The 17,995-nt window shown below is 68.3% G+C and carries 15 protein-coding genes; 2 read left to right on the plus strand and 13 right to left on the minus strand.

The genetic code is table 11. From position 1 onward, the window contains the following. Position 1: 1 nt before the first annotated feature. The 11 genes from N8I71_RS12670 to uraH all read right to left on the minus strand — a co-directional run bounded on the left by N8I71_RS12670 (position 2) and on the right by uraH (position 13,708). Positions 2–883 carry a glycosyltransferase family 2 protein gene (locus N8I71_RS12670; RefSeq protein ID WP_262878357.1) on the minus strand — a complete coding sequence of 294 codons (882 nt, stop codon included), beginning with the start codon at positions 881–883 and terminating at the stop codon, positions 2–4. A gap of 15 nt (positions 884–898) precedes the next feature. Next, positions 899–1,762 carry a glycosyltransferase family 2 protein gene (locus N8I71_RS12675; RefSeq protein WP_262878358.1) on the minus strand — a complete coding sequence of 288 codons (864 nt, stop codon included), beginning with the start codon at positions 1,760–1,762 and terminating at the stop codon, positions 899–901. 7 nt (positions 1,763–1,769) lie between these two features. Continuing rightward, complete coding sequence (locus N8I71_RS12680) at positions 1,770–2,933, minus strand: glycosyltransferase family 61 protein (protein ID WP_262878359.1); 1,164 nt, start codon at positions 2,931–2,933, stop codon at positions 1,770–1,772. Further along, positions 2,930–3,742 carry a hypothetical protein gene (locus N8I71_RS12685; protein ID WP_262878360.1) on the minus strand — a complete coding sequence of 271 codons (813 nt, stop codon included), beginning with the start codon at positions 3,740–3,742 and terminating at the stop codon, positions 2,930–2,932. Before N8I71_RS12685 ends, N8I71_RS12680 begins: the two co-directional genes overlap by 4 nt. A gap of 255 nt (positions 3,743–3,997) precedes the next feature. Further along, positions 3,998–6,295, minus strand: a complete 2,298-nt coding sequence (locus tag N8I71_RS12690; protein ID WP_262878361.1) for a sulfatase-like hydrolase/transferase — start codon at positions 6,293–6,295, stop codon at positions 3,998–4,000. Positions 6,296–6,299: 4 nt separating this feature from the next. Further along, positions 6,300–7,085, minus strand: a complete 786-nt coding sequence (locus N8I71_RS12695) for a hypothetical protein (protein ID WP_262878362.1) — start codon at positions 7,083–7,085, stop codon at positions 6,300–6,302. Next, entirely contained in the window at positions 7,075–8,550 is a 1,476-nt protein-coding gene (locus tag N8I71_RS12700) for a hypothetical protein (protein ID WP_262878363.1), read from the minus strand. Before N8I71_RS12700 ends, N8I71_RS12695 begins: the two co-directional genes overlap by 11 nt. A gap of 64 nt (positions 8,551–8,614) precedes the next feature. Continuing rightward, on the minus strand, positions 8,615–10,426 hold the full coding sequence (locus N8I71_RS12705; RefSeq protein WP_262878364.1) for a glycosyltransferase family 2 protein: 1,812 nt from the start codon (positions 10,424–10,426) through the stop codon (positions 8,615–8,617). Between the two features lie 189 nt (positions 10,427–10,615). Beyond that, complete coding sequence (locus N8I71_RS12710) at positions 10,616–11,497, minus strand: bile acid:sodium symporter family protein (RefSeq protein WP_262878365.1); 882 nt, start codon at positions 11,495–11,497, stop codon at positions 10,616–10,618. A 6-nt stretch (positions 11,498–11,503) separates the two neighbouring features. Further along, positions 11,504–13,237: an AMP-binding protein gene (locus N8I71_RS12715; protein WP_262878366.1), complete on the minus strand. Its 1,734-nt coding sequence runs from the start codon at positions 13,235–13,237 to the stop codon at positions 11,504–11,506. A gap of 117 nt (positions 13,238–13,354) precedes the next feature. Then, positions 13,355–13,708 carry a hydroxyisourate hydrolase gene (gene uraH / locus N8I71_RS12720; protein ID WP_262878367.1) on the minus strand — a complete coding sequence of 118 codons (354 nt, stop codon included), beginning with the start codon at positions 13,706–13,708 and terminating at the stop codon, positions 13,355–13,357. A 106-nt stretch (positions 13,709–13,814) separates the two neighbouring features. Here uraH and puuE point away from each other — a divergent pair, with 106 nt between their 5' ends. Continuing rightward, the gene (puuE, locus tag N8I71_RS12725; protein WP_262878368.1) at positions 13,815–15,224 is read left to right on the plus strand and encodes an allantoinase PuuE; all 1,410 of its coding nucleotides are present in this window, start codon (positions 13,815–13,817) and stop codon (positions 15,222–15,224) included. Next, on the plus strand, positions 15,221–15,709 hold the full coding sequence (locus N8I71_RS12730; protein ID WP_262878369.1) for an ureidoglycolate lyase: 489 nt from the start codon (positions 15,221–15,223) through the stop codon (positions 15,707–15,709). The genes puuE and N8I71_RS12730 overlap by 4 nt, the downstream gene beginning before the upstream one ends. 122 nt (positions 15,710–15,831) lie before the next feature. Here the strand turns inward: N8I71_RS12730 and bhcD are convergent, their stop codons facing one another. Together bhcD and bhcC are read right to left on the minus strand one after the other, a co-directional pair. Then, on the minus strand, positions 15,832–16,797 hold the full coding sequence (bhcD, locus tag N8I71_RS12735) for an iminosuccinate reductase BhcD (protein ID WP_262878434.1): 966 nt from the start codon (positions 16,795–16,797) through the stop codon (positions 15,832–15,834). Positions 16,798–16,829: 32 nt separating this feature from the next. Further along, positions 16,830–17,993: a 3-hydroxy-D-aspartate aldolase BhcC gene (gene bhcC, locus N8I71_RS12740; RefSeq protein ID WP_262878370.1), complete on the minus strand. Its 1,164-nt coding sequence runs from the start codon at positions 17,991–17,993 to the stop codon at positions 16,830–16,832. Positions 17,994–17,995: the final 2 nt, after the last annotated feature.

Consider the following 17,995-nt stretch of genomic DNA (forward strand, 5'->3'; position numbering starts at 1 on the left):
CTCAATTCAACCCGATCCGGGGCATCTCCCGCAAGAGACCGCCCGCAGTCTCGAGCGCCGTCTCGTCCTCTTCCGTCAGCCAGTGCAGCCGCGCGTAGAGCGCTCGGTACCCTTCCTCGGGGTCAGCCGAGGCCGCGATGTCCGCGATCCGCGCCTTCAGGGGGCCGGCGAACCCATGGGCACCGGCGCGCCAGTCGAGCTTCGCGCGCCACCGGTCATAGCCCGGGGCCACGTCATGCACGAGGTGGGCGCGGTCGGCGGGCCCGAGCACCGGGCCGGGCAGGGGATCGCCCGCCCTGTCCTCGGCCCAGTGGAGCCTCAGCCGGATCTCCGAAAGGCCCGCGCGGTGAAAGGATTTCCCCTCGGGATGGCCGACCAGTCCGAAACGCATGCGGAAGAGGTCGGCGTCGGGTCCGTACACACGGTCGACCTCGCCGCGATCGATGGGAAGGCGCAGGGCCTCGCCGCCTTTCGGCAGCGCCACCGTCTCGGCCGACCTGACCCGCAGGCTGAGCGCATCGTCGGGCAGCTCGCCCAGCAGGTCCGGTATGGAGCGATCGCGGATCCACATCCGCTCGTCGGCGTCGAGCACGAGGACCCAGTCCGTCGCGGCATCGGAATAGGCCAGCGACATCGCCGCGCGTTGTCGGCGCGTGAAGCGGGCCGTCGGGCTCATGCGCAGGCCGATCCAGAAGGAGGCGGTGCAGGGCCGGATATCCAGCCGGGGCTCGCCCGAGAACACCCGGACCGCCGGGTCGTCGGGATTGTCGAAGAAGAGCACGATCCGCGCCGCACCGCAGGCGAGATGCCATTCCACGAACCGCCGCATGACGGGCATCGGCTCGCGCGCGATCGTGGCAACGGTGAAGGTCGGTGCGCCCATTGCTCCGCGCCCGCCTCAGACCAGTCCGAAAAAGCGATCGGGGATCTCGACCGGCAGGCCCTGGTCGCGTGCCGCGGGATGGCCCGAGGGGCGTGGCCGCTTGGCCGGGCTGCCATCCGGCTCGACGGGGAAATCGCGGTGGGCGACGGCGCTGGCCTGGGCGAAGTCGAGCGTCTGCTCAAGGCCTTCGTCGGCGATGGTATCCAGCCGCTCGGTCTGGTGCTCCACGAAGCTCGAATGCTGGGCGGTGCCGCCGCGCGCGGCCAGCCGTTCCTCGGCGATGCCCTTGTCTGCCAGCGCCATGTGAAAAAGCGTGAAATGCCGCGACATGACCACCGGGCGGTTGAGGAGACGGTGCGCGCCCCCGGCCCAGTTGTTCCAGCGCGAGATCACGAAGGGCTTGGTGTAGCGGTCGGCGATGAACCCGTGGCGTCGCTGGCCGAGAATCGGCGCGGCCCGGTCGATCGGCCCGGTCTCTCCCGCGTGCTGCACCACGTCCACGCCGAGGGCGAAGATGTAGCCCTCCTCGGTCAGTTCCTGAAGCGCTCCCGGCCAGTCGAGCCCGCTGTCGGGATCGATCGTCACGTATTCGTCCACGTCGCCGCGGATGACATGATCGTAGCGCTTGCGCAGCTTGTTGGCGCGGGCCGACATCTCCTTTGCCATGAAACGGTCGTTCTTGATGCGGCGGCGCGGCGCGTCGTGGATGACCTCCGTGGCGATTCCAGTGAGATCGGTGGACGGCTCCCAGTCGTCGCCGTCGATCACCACGAAGAGGTTCTCGCGCCCGACGATGGCGCCGTAATGGGCGATCCACTTCTCGAGGAAGAAGTCCTCGTGGCGGACATGGGTCAGGGCGCAGGCGAAGTCCTTGGCCATGGGGTCCTCAGATCTCGTAGCGGGCCAGCGGCTGGCCGATCCGGTCCTCGACCTCCGCCGCCGCCAGCGCGAGGTCCGCGTCGGACGGAGCGGTCCAACCGGTCATGTCGGGAAGGAAACCCGCCTCGGCCAGTGCCGCGCCGATCAGGGGGAAGTCCAGCATCGCATGCGTTTCCCGCTTCACCACGCGCCGGCCGGCGCGGTGGAAGAAGCCGCTGACGGCATCGATCCGGAGGGCGTCGATTCCGGCGAAATGGCGGAACTGGAGGAGGTAGTCCTCGATATTGTGGGAGGGACCGCGGTTGAGGATGGCGACATGCGCCCCGTCGGGCACCAGCATGGCCGCCAGGTGCAGCGCCGAGCCGTCGAGCGAGACGATGCGGCGCGCGGCCTTCCAGCGCGCGATCTGGGTCGCGAGGTCATGCTCCTGCGGGTGAAAGACGGTGTAGCCCGCGGCTTCCATCAGTTCCTCGATCCTGCTTTCCAGAAGGACCGACCCGCGTTTCGACGGCAGCCGCGTGCGCGAGACGTAGAGATCGGCGGGGCCGTCCGGGGCGATCTCGGCGCCGAGGCGGCCGCGCATGAAGTCGCGGTATTCGGGGCGGCCTGCGATCATCTCGCCGATGCCGAAGGCGGGCGGGGGGAGGGCGAGGCGTTCGACCGTGACGGGATGCTGCGGCGCGCGGATCTCGAGGTGCGACAGTCCGAGTTTCTCGAAGAAGCCCAACTGGTGGCGGTATTGGCGCCGCTCGTGCGTCAGCCTTTGCTTGGGGAAGAACAAGATGCCGTCGAGATCTCCGAGCTTCTCGGTCGCCCAGAGCCGGCTTGTCGTCTCGCACAGGAAGTGGCCGAAATGGCCGTAGAAGAGCCCGCCGAAAAGCCAGTTCCCCTCGAGCCGTTCCACGGGGTCCGGCCAGGGCTCGTCGGGCGCGACGGTGATCGGCCCGCCGAGGTAGCGATGGCAATGCCCTTCGGGAAGAAAGGCGCCCGATCCGTCGAAGAGACCCGCCGCCCGCCGCGCCCCGCCGGGATCCTGCGCGCCCCAGGGCACGAGCGTGATGTCCTCGACAAAGCCCGGGGCCCAGCCGGTCGCGCCCTCGGGGTCGAAGGCGAGGGGCCCGCCTTCGCGGGGGTCGGGGGTTATCGTGGACGGGGGCATCTGCAGGCTCACGTCTCGAGCGCGTCCTCGGGACGGATGCCGACCTCGCGTGCCATGCGCCAGGCGTATGAATTCTCGAGCGGCGCGTTGTTGCGCCACCAGGGCTTCGTGCCGTTGGTGTAGAGGTGGACCGACACGGTGGCCTCGGTGAACCAGCCTTCGACGCGCCCATGGGGGTCGTAGAAGATGTCGTTGAGCTGGAACGGCACCGGATAGAGCACCTCGTGCGGTTTTCTCAGGTCGAAAACGCCGGTCTCCTTGGCGTAATGGGTCAGCGCCTGTGGCCCGAAGGCGGTGCGCTCGGTCTTGTAGATGCGTGCGGCGAGTGGCTCGTCCGCTTTCTGGCGGTCCATCTTCTTCTTCTGGCGCGGGTTCCACCAGGCGGGGTAGTCCGGCAGGTTGTCGTAGTAGTCGAGCAGCGCGTCGAGCAGCGCGCTGTCGGACGGCATGCCCAGAACCCCGTTGTTCAGCGCCCCGCGAAAGCCATGCTCGCCGAAGATGTAGTCCCAATCGTCGGGAAAGGGCGCGTGGCAGAAGGCATCGCAATCGACCCAGATCGCGCCGGTCTGTTTTATCATGCGGCAGCGCCAGACATTGGCCACGAAGGCGGGCGAGGTGCCCTCGACCAGCGTCATGTCGATGTCCCAGATCTCGGAGGCGGGACGAACCTCGACACCCTCGGGTGCGTTGCGCACGTCATGGGTGCAGTAGAGCGTCACCGGATGGCCGTGGCGCAGGTGCGAGGCCAGGCAGATCTGGTTGAGGTAATGCAGCCGCTCTCCGATCCACAGGGAGGCGACAGGACGGCGGGAGAGCTCCATGACGGGTCCGCTTTGCTCGGGTTTCCTGCTCGGCCGGCGGTTCTTGTCTGGTTGCCGGTTCCGGGGCGGAGTCTCGTGTATTTGCCCCGGCTTGGCAAAGGCTTTCGGGGAAGGGGATGGCCTCTGTTGCAGATTTGCGGGTGGGGATTGCGCCGGCTTCGCCGTCGCCCGGGCAAGCGCCGCCTCGGGACCTGAAGGCCCCTCCGCGGCGCTGCTGCCTCCGGCGGGAGTTTTCCGGCCAGGATGAAGGAGGGGTCAGGTGCCCTTCGTTCGCAGTTGCGGGCCGATGTCGTGGTCCTCGGGAACATCCGAGATATCGACGATGGCGAGGCCCGCGCGGAGGCGGACCGTTCCGGGCGCAGGCCGCGAGATCCGGGGCGGGGCGGGCCATGCTGAGAGGTCGTAGACCTGTTCGGGCGTCCAGCCGGTCAGCACCGTGACGCCGCCCCAGCCAATGCGGAAGGTCTTGGCGCCTTCCTCGGCCGTGATCCGCGTGATGCCCGCGCCGGTCGTCACCTCGTGATCGCCGGGTCCGAGCGTCACCGTGTTCCGCCCGGGGCCCGGATCGATGGTCGAGGCGCCTTCGCCGTCATGGATCACGTCGTTGCCGTGCCCGCCGCGGATGTCGTTGCGCCCGGCATTGCCGTAGATCACGTCATCGCCGGTGCCGCCGTCGAGCGTGTCGCGCCCGGGCCCGCCGTGCAGCGTGTCGTTGCCGGCCTCGCCGTAGAAGGCGTGGCGGCGGTTGCCCTGCTTGGCCCTCGCGATCATCAGGTCGTTGCCGGCACCGCCGTAGAAGGTCGCGCTTCCGTGCTTGGGTCCGATCATCACGTCGTCGCCATCCGATCCCGTCAGGTCGATCTCCACGCGCTCCGACGTTTCGAACTCGATCGGGCTGTCTGGGTGGGCGACGATGCGGATGCGCTTGCCGGTCTGGCCGTCGGCCTCGGAGCGGGAGACGACGGTGGCGATGCGGATCTTCTCGACGTTGGCGGGGCAGTGCAGCACGTAGTCGTCGGGTCCCGCCATGTACCAGAGCGTGTCCGTGCCGCCGTCCTTCTCCTCGCGGATTTTCTCGGCGTCGCGCCCGTATGCCCAGTAGTGGTTGTCGGCGCGCCCGCCCTCAAGCATCACGGTTCCGTCCACGGCCATCATCGCGTTGACGCCGTCGGCCGGGTTCTCGTGGCCGCGCAGGTCGAGGCCGAGCGCGAGAGCGCCGCGCACGAGTTCGTCGCGCAGCGTCTCCATCGGCGCCGTGTCGACGAGGTTCTCGGTCTCGCCGGGGTCGTTCTCGATGTCGTAGACGTGCTCTTCGCCGTTGGGGTAGCGGAAGTAGCGCAGGTGGCTGAGCCCGGCCGTCGATGGCCGGACGGAGAGCGTGCCGAAGACGCTGGTCACGGGCGACTGCGTCTCGTCATAGTCTCCGAACTCCGGATCGATCAGCGGCAGGAGCGACTGGCCCGAGGTCCAGTCGGGGCGCGGCGGCAGGCCGGCCAGCTGCATCACCGTCTTGGGCAGGTTGTGGAGCGAGACGGGAAGGTCGATCTCGCGCCCCTTCGTCTGGCCGGCGAGGCGGATGGCGAGCGGTACGTGGGCGGCGCTGTCCCACTGGCTCATCTTGTGGAAACTGTCGTGGTTGCCGAGGTTGAAGCCGTTGTCCGAGAGGAAGACGACGCTCGTTTTCGCGCCGAAGGGCGAGGCGTCGAGCGCGTCGAGGAAGCGCCCGATCTCGTGATCCACATGGGAGCAGGCGGCGAAATAGGCCCGGACGACCTGTCGCCAGGCCTCGTCCCCGGCCTTCTCGGGCGTCCACTGGCCGTTGGCGATGTAGGCGGCCTCGTAGACGGCGAAACCGGGTTGCGGGCCGTGGTAATCGTCGGCGTGGGCGATGTCGGGCCAGCGGATCCGGGCGGGATCGTACTGCGCGTAGAACCGGTCGGGGCAGATCAGGTTGTAGTGCGGATGCTTGAAGCCGAGCTGGATCAGCGTCCTGCGCGAGGGGTCCGCCCGGCCGAGGAAGTCGATGGCGTTCTGCGCTACCCACCAGTCGTAGAACCGGTCGTCCTGGGATCCGTCGTCATCGGGGTGGTTCACGCCCTTGATGCCGGGGCCGCGGTCGAGATAGGCGTGCACGCCCCGGCGGCGGCCGCGGTCGTCGGCCTCGGGCTCCTCGTGGAAGAGGATGCGGCGGTACTCCTCCGGCATCGGCTGGTAGTTCGAATCCACCTTGCCGGTGGTGAAGGTGTAGAACCCCGCCCGGCGCAGGTCGTATTGCCAGGCCTTCTCGGGCCGGTGCACGTCGCGCCAGAAACGGTTGAGGTCGACGAGACCCGAGCGGAAGGGCGAGATCCCCGTGGCCAGTTCCGCCCGGCAGGGGGCGCATAAGGGGACCGTGGCATAGGCATTGGTGAAGCGCGTCGCCCGCGCCATGAAGCGGTCGAGGTTCGGGGTCTCGATGCGCAGACCGAAGGCATCGCGCCAGGTGTAGACGTCGATGAGGTCGTCGACCCAGATGAGACAGATATGGCTGTCGTCCAACTTGCCGGGGGCCATCCGCTCAGGCCTCCGCCCAGAGATGGTAGCGGCGCAGCGCGTTGAGGATGCCGGGATCATCCTCAAGAAGGAGTGCGCGGCCCGGCCAGAGCCAGACATCGAGAATGAGGGCCGAGCCCAGGGTCTTGAACAGTTTCGGACGCTGGTTGCGCGCCGCGATGAAGAGGCTCGCCGTCCCTTGCAGGACCGGCGCGCCGGCGCTGGCGCGTGTCTCCTCGCCGTCGAGAAAGAGCGCGAGGGTATCCGCTGCGAGGCTCGCCACCGCGAGGTGTGGCCCCTCGCCGGTACAGGGCAGTTCGGCGGCCACGAGGCCCGCGTCGTCCTTGGCGCTCAGGATCCCCTCCGTCTCCGACAGGAAGAGATAGTTCTCGCCCTCCGCCTTCCGCGCCGCGCCGCCGGTGTTCAGCGTCAGGAGCGTGCGCGCCTCCTCGCCGTGCGGCGTGGCCCAGCGGACGGCGAGCGTGGCCGTGCTGGCCTCGGGTGCCGCGTCGGGCGCGACGAAGCCGCAATGGGTTCCGGCCCGGCATTGCAGGCCCGCGCCTGCCTCCGTGCGCAGGCGGGCGCCGTTTCCGGCATTCGGGTCGGTCGGGATCGCCGGAAGGGACCCATCGTGCGTGGGCCAGGAGAGGGGCGTGGACTGTCCGAGGTCTGCGCCATGCCACCAGAGCGCCCCGGACCCGGCCAGATCGGCGCCGAGCGTCGCGGCTGGCGCCGTGCAGAGCGCGGCGGCCGGAACCGGCTCGGACAGCTCGATGGGAGCTTCCGGCACCGGTGTCGCGTCACCGGCCAAGACGCCCTCCGGTCACCGGCAGGTGCGCGGGCAGGGCCCAGCGGCGGAGCATGACGCCCGTGGCGCTTTGCAGCGCCCAGTCGTCCCGGAGCGCGCCGGTGGCGCGGTCGCCGTCGTCCTCCCGCGTGACGGCGTAGGCGAGGTGGAGGGCCTTGCCCCCGGGTGGCCGGTCGCACTGCACGAGGATCGCCCTGGGGTCGTCGGGGGCGATCATGACCCCGGTGATCGCGGCGCCGGTTTCATCGCCGCTGAGACGGAAGCCGAAGGCGGGACCGGCCCCAAGCGGATCGGCGGGGTCGAGGACGAGATCGCCTTCGGCCTGCGCGATCACGCGGATCGTGTCGCCCTTGCCCGGTTCCCGCTCGGCGAGATGAAGGACGGGGCAGCGCCAAGTGCCGTCCTTCGCCGCGCTTGCGGCGATGGCGGCGGCGGTCATCTCGGCCATCTGGCGACGCGCCCCGTCGGTCGGCCGGTCGTAGCCATCCAGCGCGAACATGTAGCCCGGCGCGGAATGCACAAGGCGGTGCTCGCCATGGTTCCACGACAGCTCCCACTGGCCGTCCAGCGCGGCCTTCGGGGCATTGCCCGGCAGGCCGTTCTCGAAGCGGCGGACGAACAGCGGATTGTCGAAACCCTCAGCAGCCAGAGCGCGTTCGACGGCCTTCATGCAGGCCAGCATCCCGTCACGGTAGGCGGTCGCGCTGTCCGACAGGTCTTCGAGCGCGTAGTCGAGACAGACGGCCGCGATCTTGGCGCGGCGGCCCATCAGCGTCGCGGCGGCCCTGAGATTTCTTGCCGCGATGCGCAGGTTTTCGATCGCGCGACCTGCGGACAGGTCGGCCGCGGTTGGGGCGGCCTCGGTCTCGGCGCGGGTCACGAAGAGGGGCAGGGGGGCGAAGGCCTCCATCCGCCAGTCGAGAAGCGTTTCGGCCACGAGCGCCTCGTGGGTGCACTCGCGCAGGGCCTCCAGCCGGTCGGTCTCGGGCGCGGCCTCGATCCCGGCCATCCCGACGGCCCCGATGTCGTCGGCGGGGGCGACGACATGATGCGGGTAGACCGGTGCGCCGGGCGTGGCGAGCGCCGCCGAAGGCCCGCCGAGCGCGAGGAGCCCCAGGACCGGCGCCGGCCCGTCCCCCAGGATCGTGCCGCCGTCGCGGTGGCGGCAGAAGCCGCGCGCGCCCTGGCGACCCGGCATGCGGGCGGAAAAGCGCAGCCAGTCGCCTTCTGCCCGGATGTCCCAGGCATCGACCCCGTCGAGGGCCGCGTCATCGACAGGCGGCGCTGCCGGGGCCGGACCCGCCGCGGCCGGCACGGTGCCGAGGCGCAGCGCGATGTCCTCGATCACCCGGTCGGAGAGCCGCATCACGAGGCCCGACGGGTCGTAGCGGATCACGTCGCCATTGGGCGCACGCACGACGACGCCGTGGCCCGGCTTCTCGCCCGTGCTGCGATCGGTTTCGCTCACCCGCCCCTCCATGCGTCTTTCGCGGCAGGTTAGCGATGCCTCCGCGCGGGGCCAAGGGCGCTTGTCAGGGGGCGGACCTGTCGAACTGCAGGGTGCCGCTGCCCGCGCGCTCTTGCTCCTCGGCGAAACCGGCCGCCTGCAGGACGGGACCATAGGCCTCGCGCAGCCGGGCGGCGTGCCGGTCCGAAGCAAAGGGCAGCAGGACACGCGACAGCCCGGACAGATCCTGGGCGGCAAGGGTCTCGGGCGGCGCGTCCGATGCCCGCGCAAGGCGCAGCACGTCGGGCCGGAAATCGCCAAGGAGCGCCCCAAGCCCCCCCGCCGACACGCCCCTGTCGCCCGGAAGGTGCAAGGGGCCGTCGGTCAGCTTCAGCCGCGCGCTGTCGTGGATGCCCGCCCGCTCGGCGATCCCGCGCGCCGTGGCGATCAGAACGGCCCGTTCGTCATGGGCCATCACCTTCAGGCCGCCACAGGCGGTGAGCGCGCGCATCGGCAGGAAGGCGACGCCCGTGCCGATCTCGAGCATCCGCGACAGGCCCGAAAGGTAGCCTGCGATGTTGCGGGCGTGGCGCCGTTCGAACCGGCCGGTCAGGACCGCGTTCAGCGCTTCGGGCGCGAAGAGGCGCGCGTCTGCGGGCAGGGCGATGCCGTGGTTCTCGACCCAGTCCACCGCGATGTCGCAGGAGAGGTCGATCTCGCCCGGCAGGTAGGGATCGCCGTCCTCGGTGGCCCAGCCCGCCACCGCGGGGGCCTGACGCTCGTCCTTCGGGCGCTCGTTGGCCTGCTTCTCCACCCGGCTCATGAGCGCGGCGATCTTGGCGGGATCACGGGCCTGGGGCGGTTTCGCCTCGACCTTCGTGATCGGGACCTTCGATGCCTCCACAAGGCTCTCGCGGAGCGCGGCGTAGTCCGGCGTCGTCTTGAATTCGGCGAGCCGCGCCTCAACCCGGTCGAGGGCCTTCTGGTGCAGCTCAGAGAGGACCGGATCGGTCAGGAGCCCGGCCATGATCGCGGCGCGCGCCTCGGCATGGCGCAGGATGGCGCGGTCCTCGACCTCGTTGCGGTCCTGCAACGACCAGTACTCGGCGTTGTACTTGTTGGCCTTGTTGTTCACATTGCCGCGGAACTTCCGCACGGCATAGGCGTCGACCGATTTCACCGCGTAGTGGTTCATCTGCGCCCAGTCGTAGCCGAGCGTCCGCCGGATCGAGCGCCAGCCACGGAACTTGAAGTAGTCCTCCATCGGCTGGCCCGAGCCGTTCAGCCACTTCACGCTGTCGGGGAAGTCGGTCTCGAGCCATTTATTCTTGATGGAGGGGCGATGGATGCCGAGCTTCCAGTGGTCGGGATCGTAGCGGAACAGCGTCTTGACCCCCCACCCCTTGTTCCACAGCGGCGGCGCGGCGCGGGTATACTGTTCGGTGACGGGCGCGCGGGACCACTCGACGATCCCGCCCGAGCCGAAGATGCGCCAGGTGATGACGACACCGTTCGCGCCGCGCGCCACCGTGTCGTCGAGCATCCCCTCCAGCGTGCCGGATGGGTGGTTGATGCACAGGAACTCGTCGGCGTCGAAGACGAGGAGCCAGTCCGAGGTGGCGACGAGCGGTTCCTTCTGGGCATGGTTGAGGGCGGAGGGCTGCGGTTTCTGCCCCTCGGGGATCACGTTCGGGCGGTGATGCGCGAGGCCGAGCTCCTCCAGCCGCTGCAGCATCTCGACCGTGCCGTCGCTGCAATCGTTGGTGTAGACGAGCAGGTCGGTGAAGCCGACGGCGAGGTGGTGGGCGACCCATTCGAGGAGGTAGGGCGCCTCGTCCTTCATCATCGACACGGCCATGACGGTGCCGTGTTTCGAGCGGGGTTTCAGGTGCTGCACGTGCCCATGGCCCCTTGGACGGAGCGATTGTCTTTGCGCAGGGATAGCATGGGCGCAGGGTCCGGGGCCAGTGGCAAGGCGGTGCGGGGCCGGCGGATGCAGGCGGGCGCCGCCCCCGGGGGCATCGAGCCCCCAGGGGCGGCGTGCGTTCCGCACGTGCGCACTTGAAGAAAGATGAAGATCGCGCCGTCAGAGAAGACTGTCGGGCAGCTTCTGCTCGGCGGCCGTATTGGCCCTGCGGAAGACGAGCGTGACGAGGGTCGAGACGATCACGATGAACAGCGAGTAGAGCGCTGGCACCGCCATGTAGCTTTGCGCTTCGTCGCCCGCGAAGGTGAAGGCGATGATGGCGATGGCGAGCGGGCCGTTCTGGATGCCGGTCTCGAGCGCCACGGTTCGGGCATTGCGCGGATGCAGGCGCAGCGCGCGGGCGAACCCGTAGCCGATGGCGATGCCGAACAGGCCGAGCCCGATGGCGGCGACATAGGTCGCGGGCGTCGTCGTCATCAGGAACTGCCAGTTCCGCGGCACCCAGGAGATCGCGATGAAGGCGATGAAGAACAGCGCCAGCGCCGAGCCCATGAACTCGGTCACCGCGCCGATATTGGCGTTGAGCTTCCTGAGCCCCATGCCGATGGCGACCGGAACCAGCAGCAGGATCAGCGTGATGATGATGTTCTCGCGCGGGATCTCGAGCTGCAGCGCCGTGGCGTAGATCAGCAGGATGATGGGAATGAGGATCACGCCCGTCACCGTCGAGGTCACGGTCATCAGGACCGAGAGCGCGAGGTTGCCCTTGGAGAAGTAGGTGAAGATGTTCGAGGTCGTGCCCCCGGGCATGCAGGCCATGATGAGCACGCCCACCGCGATGGCCTGGGGCAGGGGCAGGAACGTGATCAGCAGGAAACCGAGGAACGGCATGATGCCGTATTGCGAGATCACCCCGATGGCGAGGCCATAGGGCCGCTTCAGCGCCAGCCAGAAGTCGCGGGGCGTGAGCGAGGCGCCCATCCCCAGCATGATGACGAAGATCATGAGCGCGAGAAGCGCCTGTTCGAAGGCTCCGATCATCTGCCGTTACTCCGCCGCGCTGGGGGTTGCGATGCGCGCCAGTTCCTCGGCGCGGAGGTCCTTCCGCAGGATCTTGCCCACGTTCGACTTCGGAAGCTCCTCGCGGAACTCCACCCGTTTCGGGATCTTGTAGGCGGTCAGGTGCTCCTTGCAGTGCGCGCGGATCTGGGCCTCGGTCAGGCTGCGGTCGCGGACGACCACGAAGGCCTTCACCGCCTCGCCGCTCGTTTCGTCGGGCACCCCGATGACGGCGGATTCCAGGATGCCCGGATGGGTGGCGAGGCAATCCTCGATCTCGTTGGGATAGACGTTGAAGCCCGAGACGACGACCATGTCCTTCTTGCGGTCGACGATGCGCACGTAGCCGTCCGCATCCATCACGCCGATATCGCCGGTCAGGAACCAGTCGCCGCGCATGACCTTGGCGGTCTCGTCGGGGCGTTTCCAGTAGCCCTTCATGATCTGGGGGCCGCGCGCGGCGATCTCGCCGGCCTCGCCCTGCGGAACGGGGGTCCCGTCCTCGCCCATCAGCATCACCTCGGTCGAAGGGACCGGCACGCCGATGGAGCCCGCGCGCGTCTTGCCGAGCGGGTTGAAGGTGAGGACCGGCGAGGTCTCGGTCAGGCCGTAGCCCTGGAGGACGGGGCGCCCGGTGATCTCCTCCCACCGCTCGGCCACGGCGGCCTGAAGCGCCATGCCGCCGGCGGAGGCGAATTTGAGGTGCTTCGGCGGCGAGTCGAGGAACCAGGTCTCGTGGGTCAGCCCGTTGAAGAGCGTGTTGACCCCGCTCATCCAGGTGATGCGGTAGTTCTCGAAGGCGCGCTTTAGGTTGGTCAGGGGGCGGGGGTTCGGGATCAGGAGGTTCCGCGCCCCGAGCGCCCAGAACCCCAGCAGATTCACCGTGAAGGCGAAGATGTGATAGAGGGGCAGGGCGGTCAGCGCGACTTCGTTTCCCTTTTCCAGATCCTCGATCAGTTCGAAGGTCTGTTCCATGTTCAGGATCAGGTTCGCGTGGGTCAGCATCGCGCCCTTCGAGACGCCCGTGGTTCCGCCGGTGTACTGGAGGACGGCGACGTCGTCGGCCTCCACGTGCCGACTGTAGTCCGACACCTCGACATGGTCGCCGGCCCGGTGGGCGCGGCCTGCCGCGATGGCGTCGGGAAGCCGGATATGCGCCAGCTCGATCGGTTTCACCGAGCGGTCCCAGTATTTCTGGACAAGGCCCACGATGCCCCGCGGCATGGCCGGCAGGAACTCGGCCACGCGGGTCACGATGATGTTGGGGATCGGGTGGCCCCGGGTCGCGGCGGGGATCTTGTCGGCGAACATGTCGACGATGATGAGCGCGTGGGGGGCGGCATCTTCGAACTGCTTGCCCATCTCCTCGGCGGTATAGAGCGGGTTGACGTTCACGAGGACGCAGCCTGCCTTGAAGACGGCGAAGGCCGCAACCGGGAAGGACAGGCAGTTGGGCATCTGCAGCGCCACGCGGTCGCCCGCCTTCAGCCCCGCGACCTCCCGGAGGTAGATCGCGAGCGAATCCGACATCTCGTCGACCTGCGCGAAGGAGAGCGTTCCGTTCATCCCGTTCGGCAGCACGCAGGTGAAGGCCGGAGCCGAGCGGTAGGTCTCGGCCACGCCGCCGATCAGGTCCGGCAGGATGCGGTGGCTCGCGGTCTCGATCTCGGCCCGGACATGCGGGCCGTAGAACGCCGTCCAAGGACGCGCAGCGTCTGCCATGAGTGTCCTCCCCTGAACTCCCCTTGGCGCGGCAATCTAACCGAACTCCGGTTTCAGGGAAGCCGGACGTTGCGGAAGCGTGCAGGTTCAGGACGTGGACGCGATAGGATTGTACTATCAGCTGCCGCGATAGGTCGAATAGCCGTATGGAGAAAGCAGGAGCGGCACGTGGTAGTGGGTCTCTTCGGCCATGCCGAAGCGGATCGGAACCTCGTCGAGAAACAGCGGCTCGAGCGCGTCGAGACCCTGTCGGCGCAGGTAGTCGCCCGCGAAGAAGACAAGCTCGTAGGTCCCCGTCCGGAATTCCCCCTCCGGCAGGATCGGACCGTCCGTGCGACCGTCGGCGTTCGTCACCGCCTCGGCGATCTTCCGGTGGCTGTTGCCCGAGACCCTGTAGAGCACGATCTTCAGCCCCTCGGCAGGGCAACCGCGCGCGGTGTCGAGGACATGCGTTGTCAGAAAACCGGGCATTTCGTGCCTCCCTGCTGTCCGCGAACCCTTCCCGATGCCCCGACCCCTTGCAACCCCCCGCGTGCTTGGCCAAGCCTGAACGCACAGGATCCGGAGGCGCCGATTGATGGACAGATATCCCCGCGACATGACCGGCTACGGGCCGACGCCCCCCGACCCGAAATGGCCGAACGGGGCAAGGATCGCCGTGCAGATCGTCCTCAACTACGAGGAGGGCGGCGAGAACAACATCCTGCACGGCGACATGGCCTCCGAGGCCTTCCTCAGCGAGATCGTCAGCGCCCAGCCCTGGCCGGGGCAGCGGCACTGGAACAAGGAATCGATCTACGAATACGGCGCGCGTGCGGGGTTCTGGCGGCTCCACCGGATGCTGAAGGACACGCCCGTGACGGTCTACGGCGTCGCGACTGCACTCGCCCGCGCGCCCGAACAGGTGGCGGCGATGAAGGACGCGGGCTGGGAGATCGCCAGCCACGGCCTGAAATGGATCGAGTACAAGGATTACTCCGAGGCCGACGAACGCCACCACATGGAGGAGGCGATCCGCCTCCACACGGAGGTTGTCGGGGAACGCCCGCGCGGCTGGTATACCGGGCGCTGCTCGATGCACACGGTCGCGCTTGCCGCCGAGGAGGGCGGCTTTGCCTATGTCGCGGACAGCTACGCCGACGAATTGCCCTACTGGGAACGCTTCGGCGATCGCGACCAGCTGATCGTGCCCTACACGCTCGATACCAACGACATGCGCTTTGCCACGCCGCAGGGCTTCAACTCGGGCTACCAGTTCGAGGCTTACCTGAAGGACAGTTTCGACGTGCTCTATGCCGAAGGGGTGGGGGGCGCGCCGAGAATGCTGTCGATCGGGCTGCATTGCCGCCTTGTCGGGCGGCCCGGCCGCGCGGCGTCGCTGAAGCGCGCGCTCGACTACATGGCCGCCCATGACGGCGTGTGGTTCGCGACGCGACTCCAGATCGCGGAACACTGGGCGGCGACGCATCCGCCGTCCCACCGCGCGCGCCCGTCCGAAATGAATCTCGAAAGCTTCGTCGCGGCCTTCGGCGGCATCTTCGAGCATTCGCCCTGGATCGCGGAGCGCGCCCATGCGCTGGAGCTCGGGCCGACGCACGATACCGCACGCGGCGTCCACTCCGCGCTCACCCGCGTCTTCCGCAGTGCCACGCAGGAGGAACGCCTCGGCGTCCTTCGCGCCCATCCCGACCTAGCGGGCAAGCTTGCGGCCGCGAAGCGGCTGACACCGGAAAGCACGGCCGAACAGGCGTCGGCCGGGCTCGACGCCCTGACCGACGAAGAAAGGGAGGAGTTCACGCGATTGAACGACGCCTACACGGCGAAATTCGGCTTCCCCTTCATCATCGCCGTGCGCGACCATGACAAGGCGGGCATCCTCGCGGCTTTCCGACGCCGCCTCGACCAGACCCGTGAGACCGAGTTCGCCGAGGCCTGCCGGCAGGTCGAACGCATCGCCGAGTTGCGGCTACTGGAAAAACTCAGATGAGCCGCGAGATCGTCACTGAACCGCTGACGGCGAAGGCCTTCGCCCCCTTCGGCGAGGTGCTGGAAGCCACGGGCGATCCCGACCGGATCATCAACCAGGGCCTTTGCGGGCGCTTCCATGACCGCGCGGCGCTCGATTTCACCGATGGTCGCGCGGGGATCAGCCTCTTCCGGTCCGAAGCCCGCACGCTGCCCTACACGCTCGATATGGTCGAGCGTCATCCGCAGGGCTCGCAGGCCTTCCTGCCGATGTCGATGGATCCTTTCCTCGTCATCGTCGCGCCGGACGAGGAGGGCGTGCCGGGCCGACCGCTCGCCTTCGTCACCGCGCCGGGGCAGGGCATAAACTTCCGCCGGAACACCTGGCATGGCGTCCTGACGCCCCTGTCGGCCCCCGGTCTCTTCGCTGTCGTCGACCGTATCGGTCCGGGCGACAATCTTCAGGAACACTGGTTCGACATGCCCTGGCGCGTGGTCGGGCCCTGACGCCCGCTTCATCCCGGCCCGGAAACTCCCGCCGGAATCACCCTCGGGCGGCAAGCACGCAGGGCCCGGAACAAAAAAAGGGGCGGCCGAGCCGCCCCTTTTCAAGGTCCCCGACACCGCCCTCAGAGCGGGACGACCGTCGCGGTCCCCTGCGCGAGGGCGGTCTCGACGATGGAGGCCGCCACGGCCAGGTCCTGAAGGCCCACACCTGTCCCGTCGAACAGCGTGATCTCGTCGGCGCTCGTCCGCCCGGCATGTGTGCCGTTGATGACCGCGCCGATCTGGGTGATGTCACCCTCCGCGATCAGGCCGGCGGCGACGGCGTGCTGGGCCTCGCCGATCGAGACCGACTGCGCGACCTCGTCGCAGAAGACGGTGGCTCGGCCCAGTAGGGCCGCTTCGACCTCCTGCTTGCCCTTGGTGTCGGTGCCCATGCAGGCGAGGTGCGTGCCCGGGCTCACGTGTTCGGCCAGCAGCGTCGGCGCGAAGCTCGAAGTGATGGTGATGATCACGTCGGCTTCCGCCATTCCGGGCAGGTCGACCGCCTCGAAGGGCAGGCCTATCTCTTCCGCGACCTCGGCGAGACCGGGCAGCATCTCGGGATGCATGTTCCAGCCGATCACCTTCTCGAACCGATGCGTGTCCGCCGCGGCGCGCAGCTGGAACTTCGCCTGGTGGCCCGCGCCGATCATGCCGAGCACTTTCGCATCCTTGCGCGCGAGATGCCGGATCGACACGGACGAGGCCGCAGCCGTCCTGAGCGCGGTCAGGTAGTTGCCGCCCACCATGGCCTTCACGCGCCCTGTGTCCGGGTCGAACAGGAAGACCGTGGACTGGTGGTTGATGATCCCCCGCCGCTCCAGGTTGTGCGGCCAGTAGCCGCCGGCCTTCAGGCCGAGAACCCCGCCGGCCCGGTCGAAGCCGCCCTTGAACCCGTAGAGCGCGTCTTCGTGTCCGATCGCTTCGCGCACCACGGGGAAGTTGTAGGCATCGCCCGCTGCCATGGCGGCGAAGACCTTCTCCACGGCATCGAACGAGGCCTCGCGCGTCAGGATGTCGGCGATCATCCCCTCGGGGACGATCGCCAGTTCGTTCGCGGGCGCCGAAGCTCCGTCTGCCATCAGTAGGCCTTCCCGCGCGCCGAGACCGGCCACAGGGTTTCGACGACGCCGTTGCGCACGCCGACATACCAGTCGTGCACGTTGCAGGTCGGGTCGCAGTGGCCCGGCACGAGGCGAAGCTTGTCATTCACTTTCAGAACACCTTGAGGGTCCATGACAACGCCATGTTCGTCCGAACATTTCACATATTCGACATCTGTCCGCCCGTAGATCACAGGCAGGCCGCTGTCGACCGACTGTGCCTTGAGGCCCGCGTCGACGATGGCCTTGTCGGCCTTGGCGTGGCTCATCACGCTCGTCAAGATGAACAGCGCGTTCTCCCATTCGCCCTGGTCGATCCGCTTGCCGTCCTTGTCGAGGATGCGCCCGTAGTCTGCATCCATGAACGCATAGGAGCCGCACTGGAGCTCGTTGTAGACGCCCGAATTCGACTCGAAGTAATAGGAGCCGGTGCCGCCGCCGCCGACGATGTCGCACTCGATCCCTTCGGCCTTCAGCGTGTCCACGGCGTCCTTCACCATGGCGACCGCGACGTCGATCTTCGCCTTGCGGTCTTCGTAGTTGTCCATGTGCTGCATCGCGCCCTGGTAGGCCTGGATGCCCGAGAACTTCAGACCCGGGGCCGCGTCGATGGCCATGGCGATCTCGACGACGGCGGGCGTGGTCGTCACGCCGCAGCGGCCGGCGCCGCAATCGATCTCGACGAGGCATTCTATCGTCGTGCCGTGCTTCATCGCGGCGGCCGAGAGGTCGGCGACGTTGGCGAGATCATCGACGCAGCAGATCGTCCGCGCACCGAGCTTCGGCATCCGCGCGAGGCGGTCGATCTTGGCGGGGTCGCGCACCTGGTTCGACACCAGCACGTCCTTGATGCCACCGCGGGCGAAGACCTCGGCCTCCGACACCTTCTGGCAGCAGACGCCGCAGGCGCCGCCCAGCTCGACCTGAAGCTTCGCCACGTCGACCGACTTGTGCATCTTGCCATGCACCCTGTGGCGCATGCCGTGCGAGCGGGCGTAGTCGCCCATCTTCTTGATGTTCCGCTCCAGCGCGTCGAGGTCGAGGACCAGGCACGGCGTCTGGATCTCGGCCTCGGACATGCCGGGGGCCGCGGGGATGTCGTAGCCCACTTCGAGGGCGTCGATGTCGATCACGTCTTTCATTG

Source organism: Roseicyclus sediminis, assembly GCF_025515305.1.
Lineage (GTDB): Bacteria > Pseudomonadota > Alphaproteobacteria > Rhodobacterales > Rhodobacteraceae > Roseibacterium > Roseibacterium sediminis.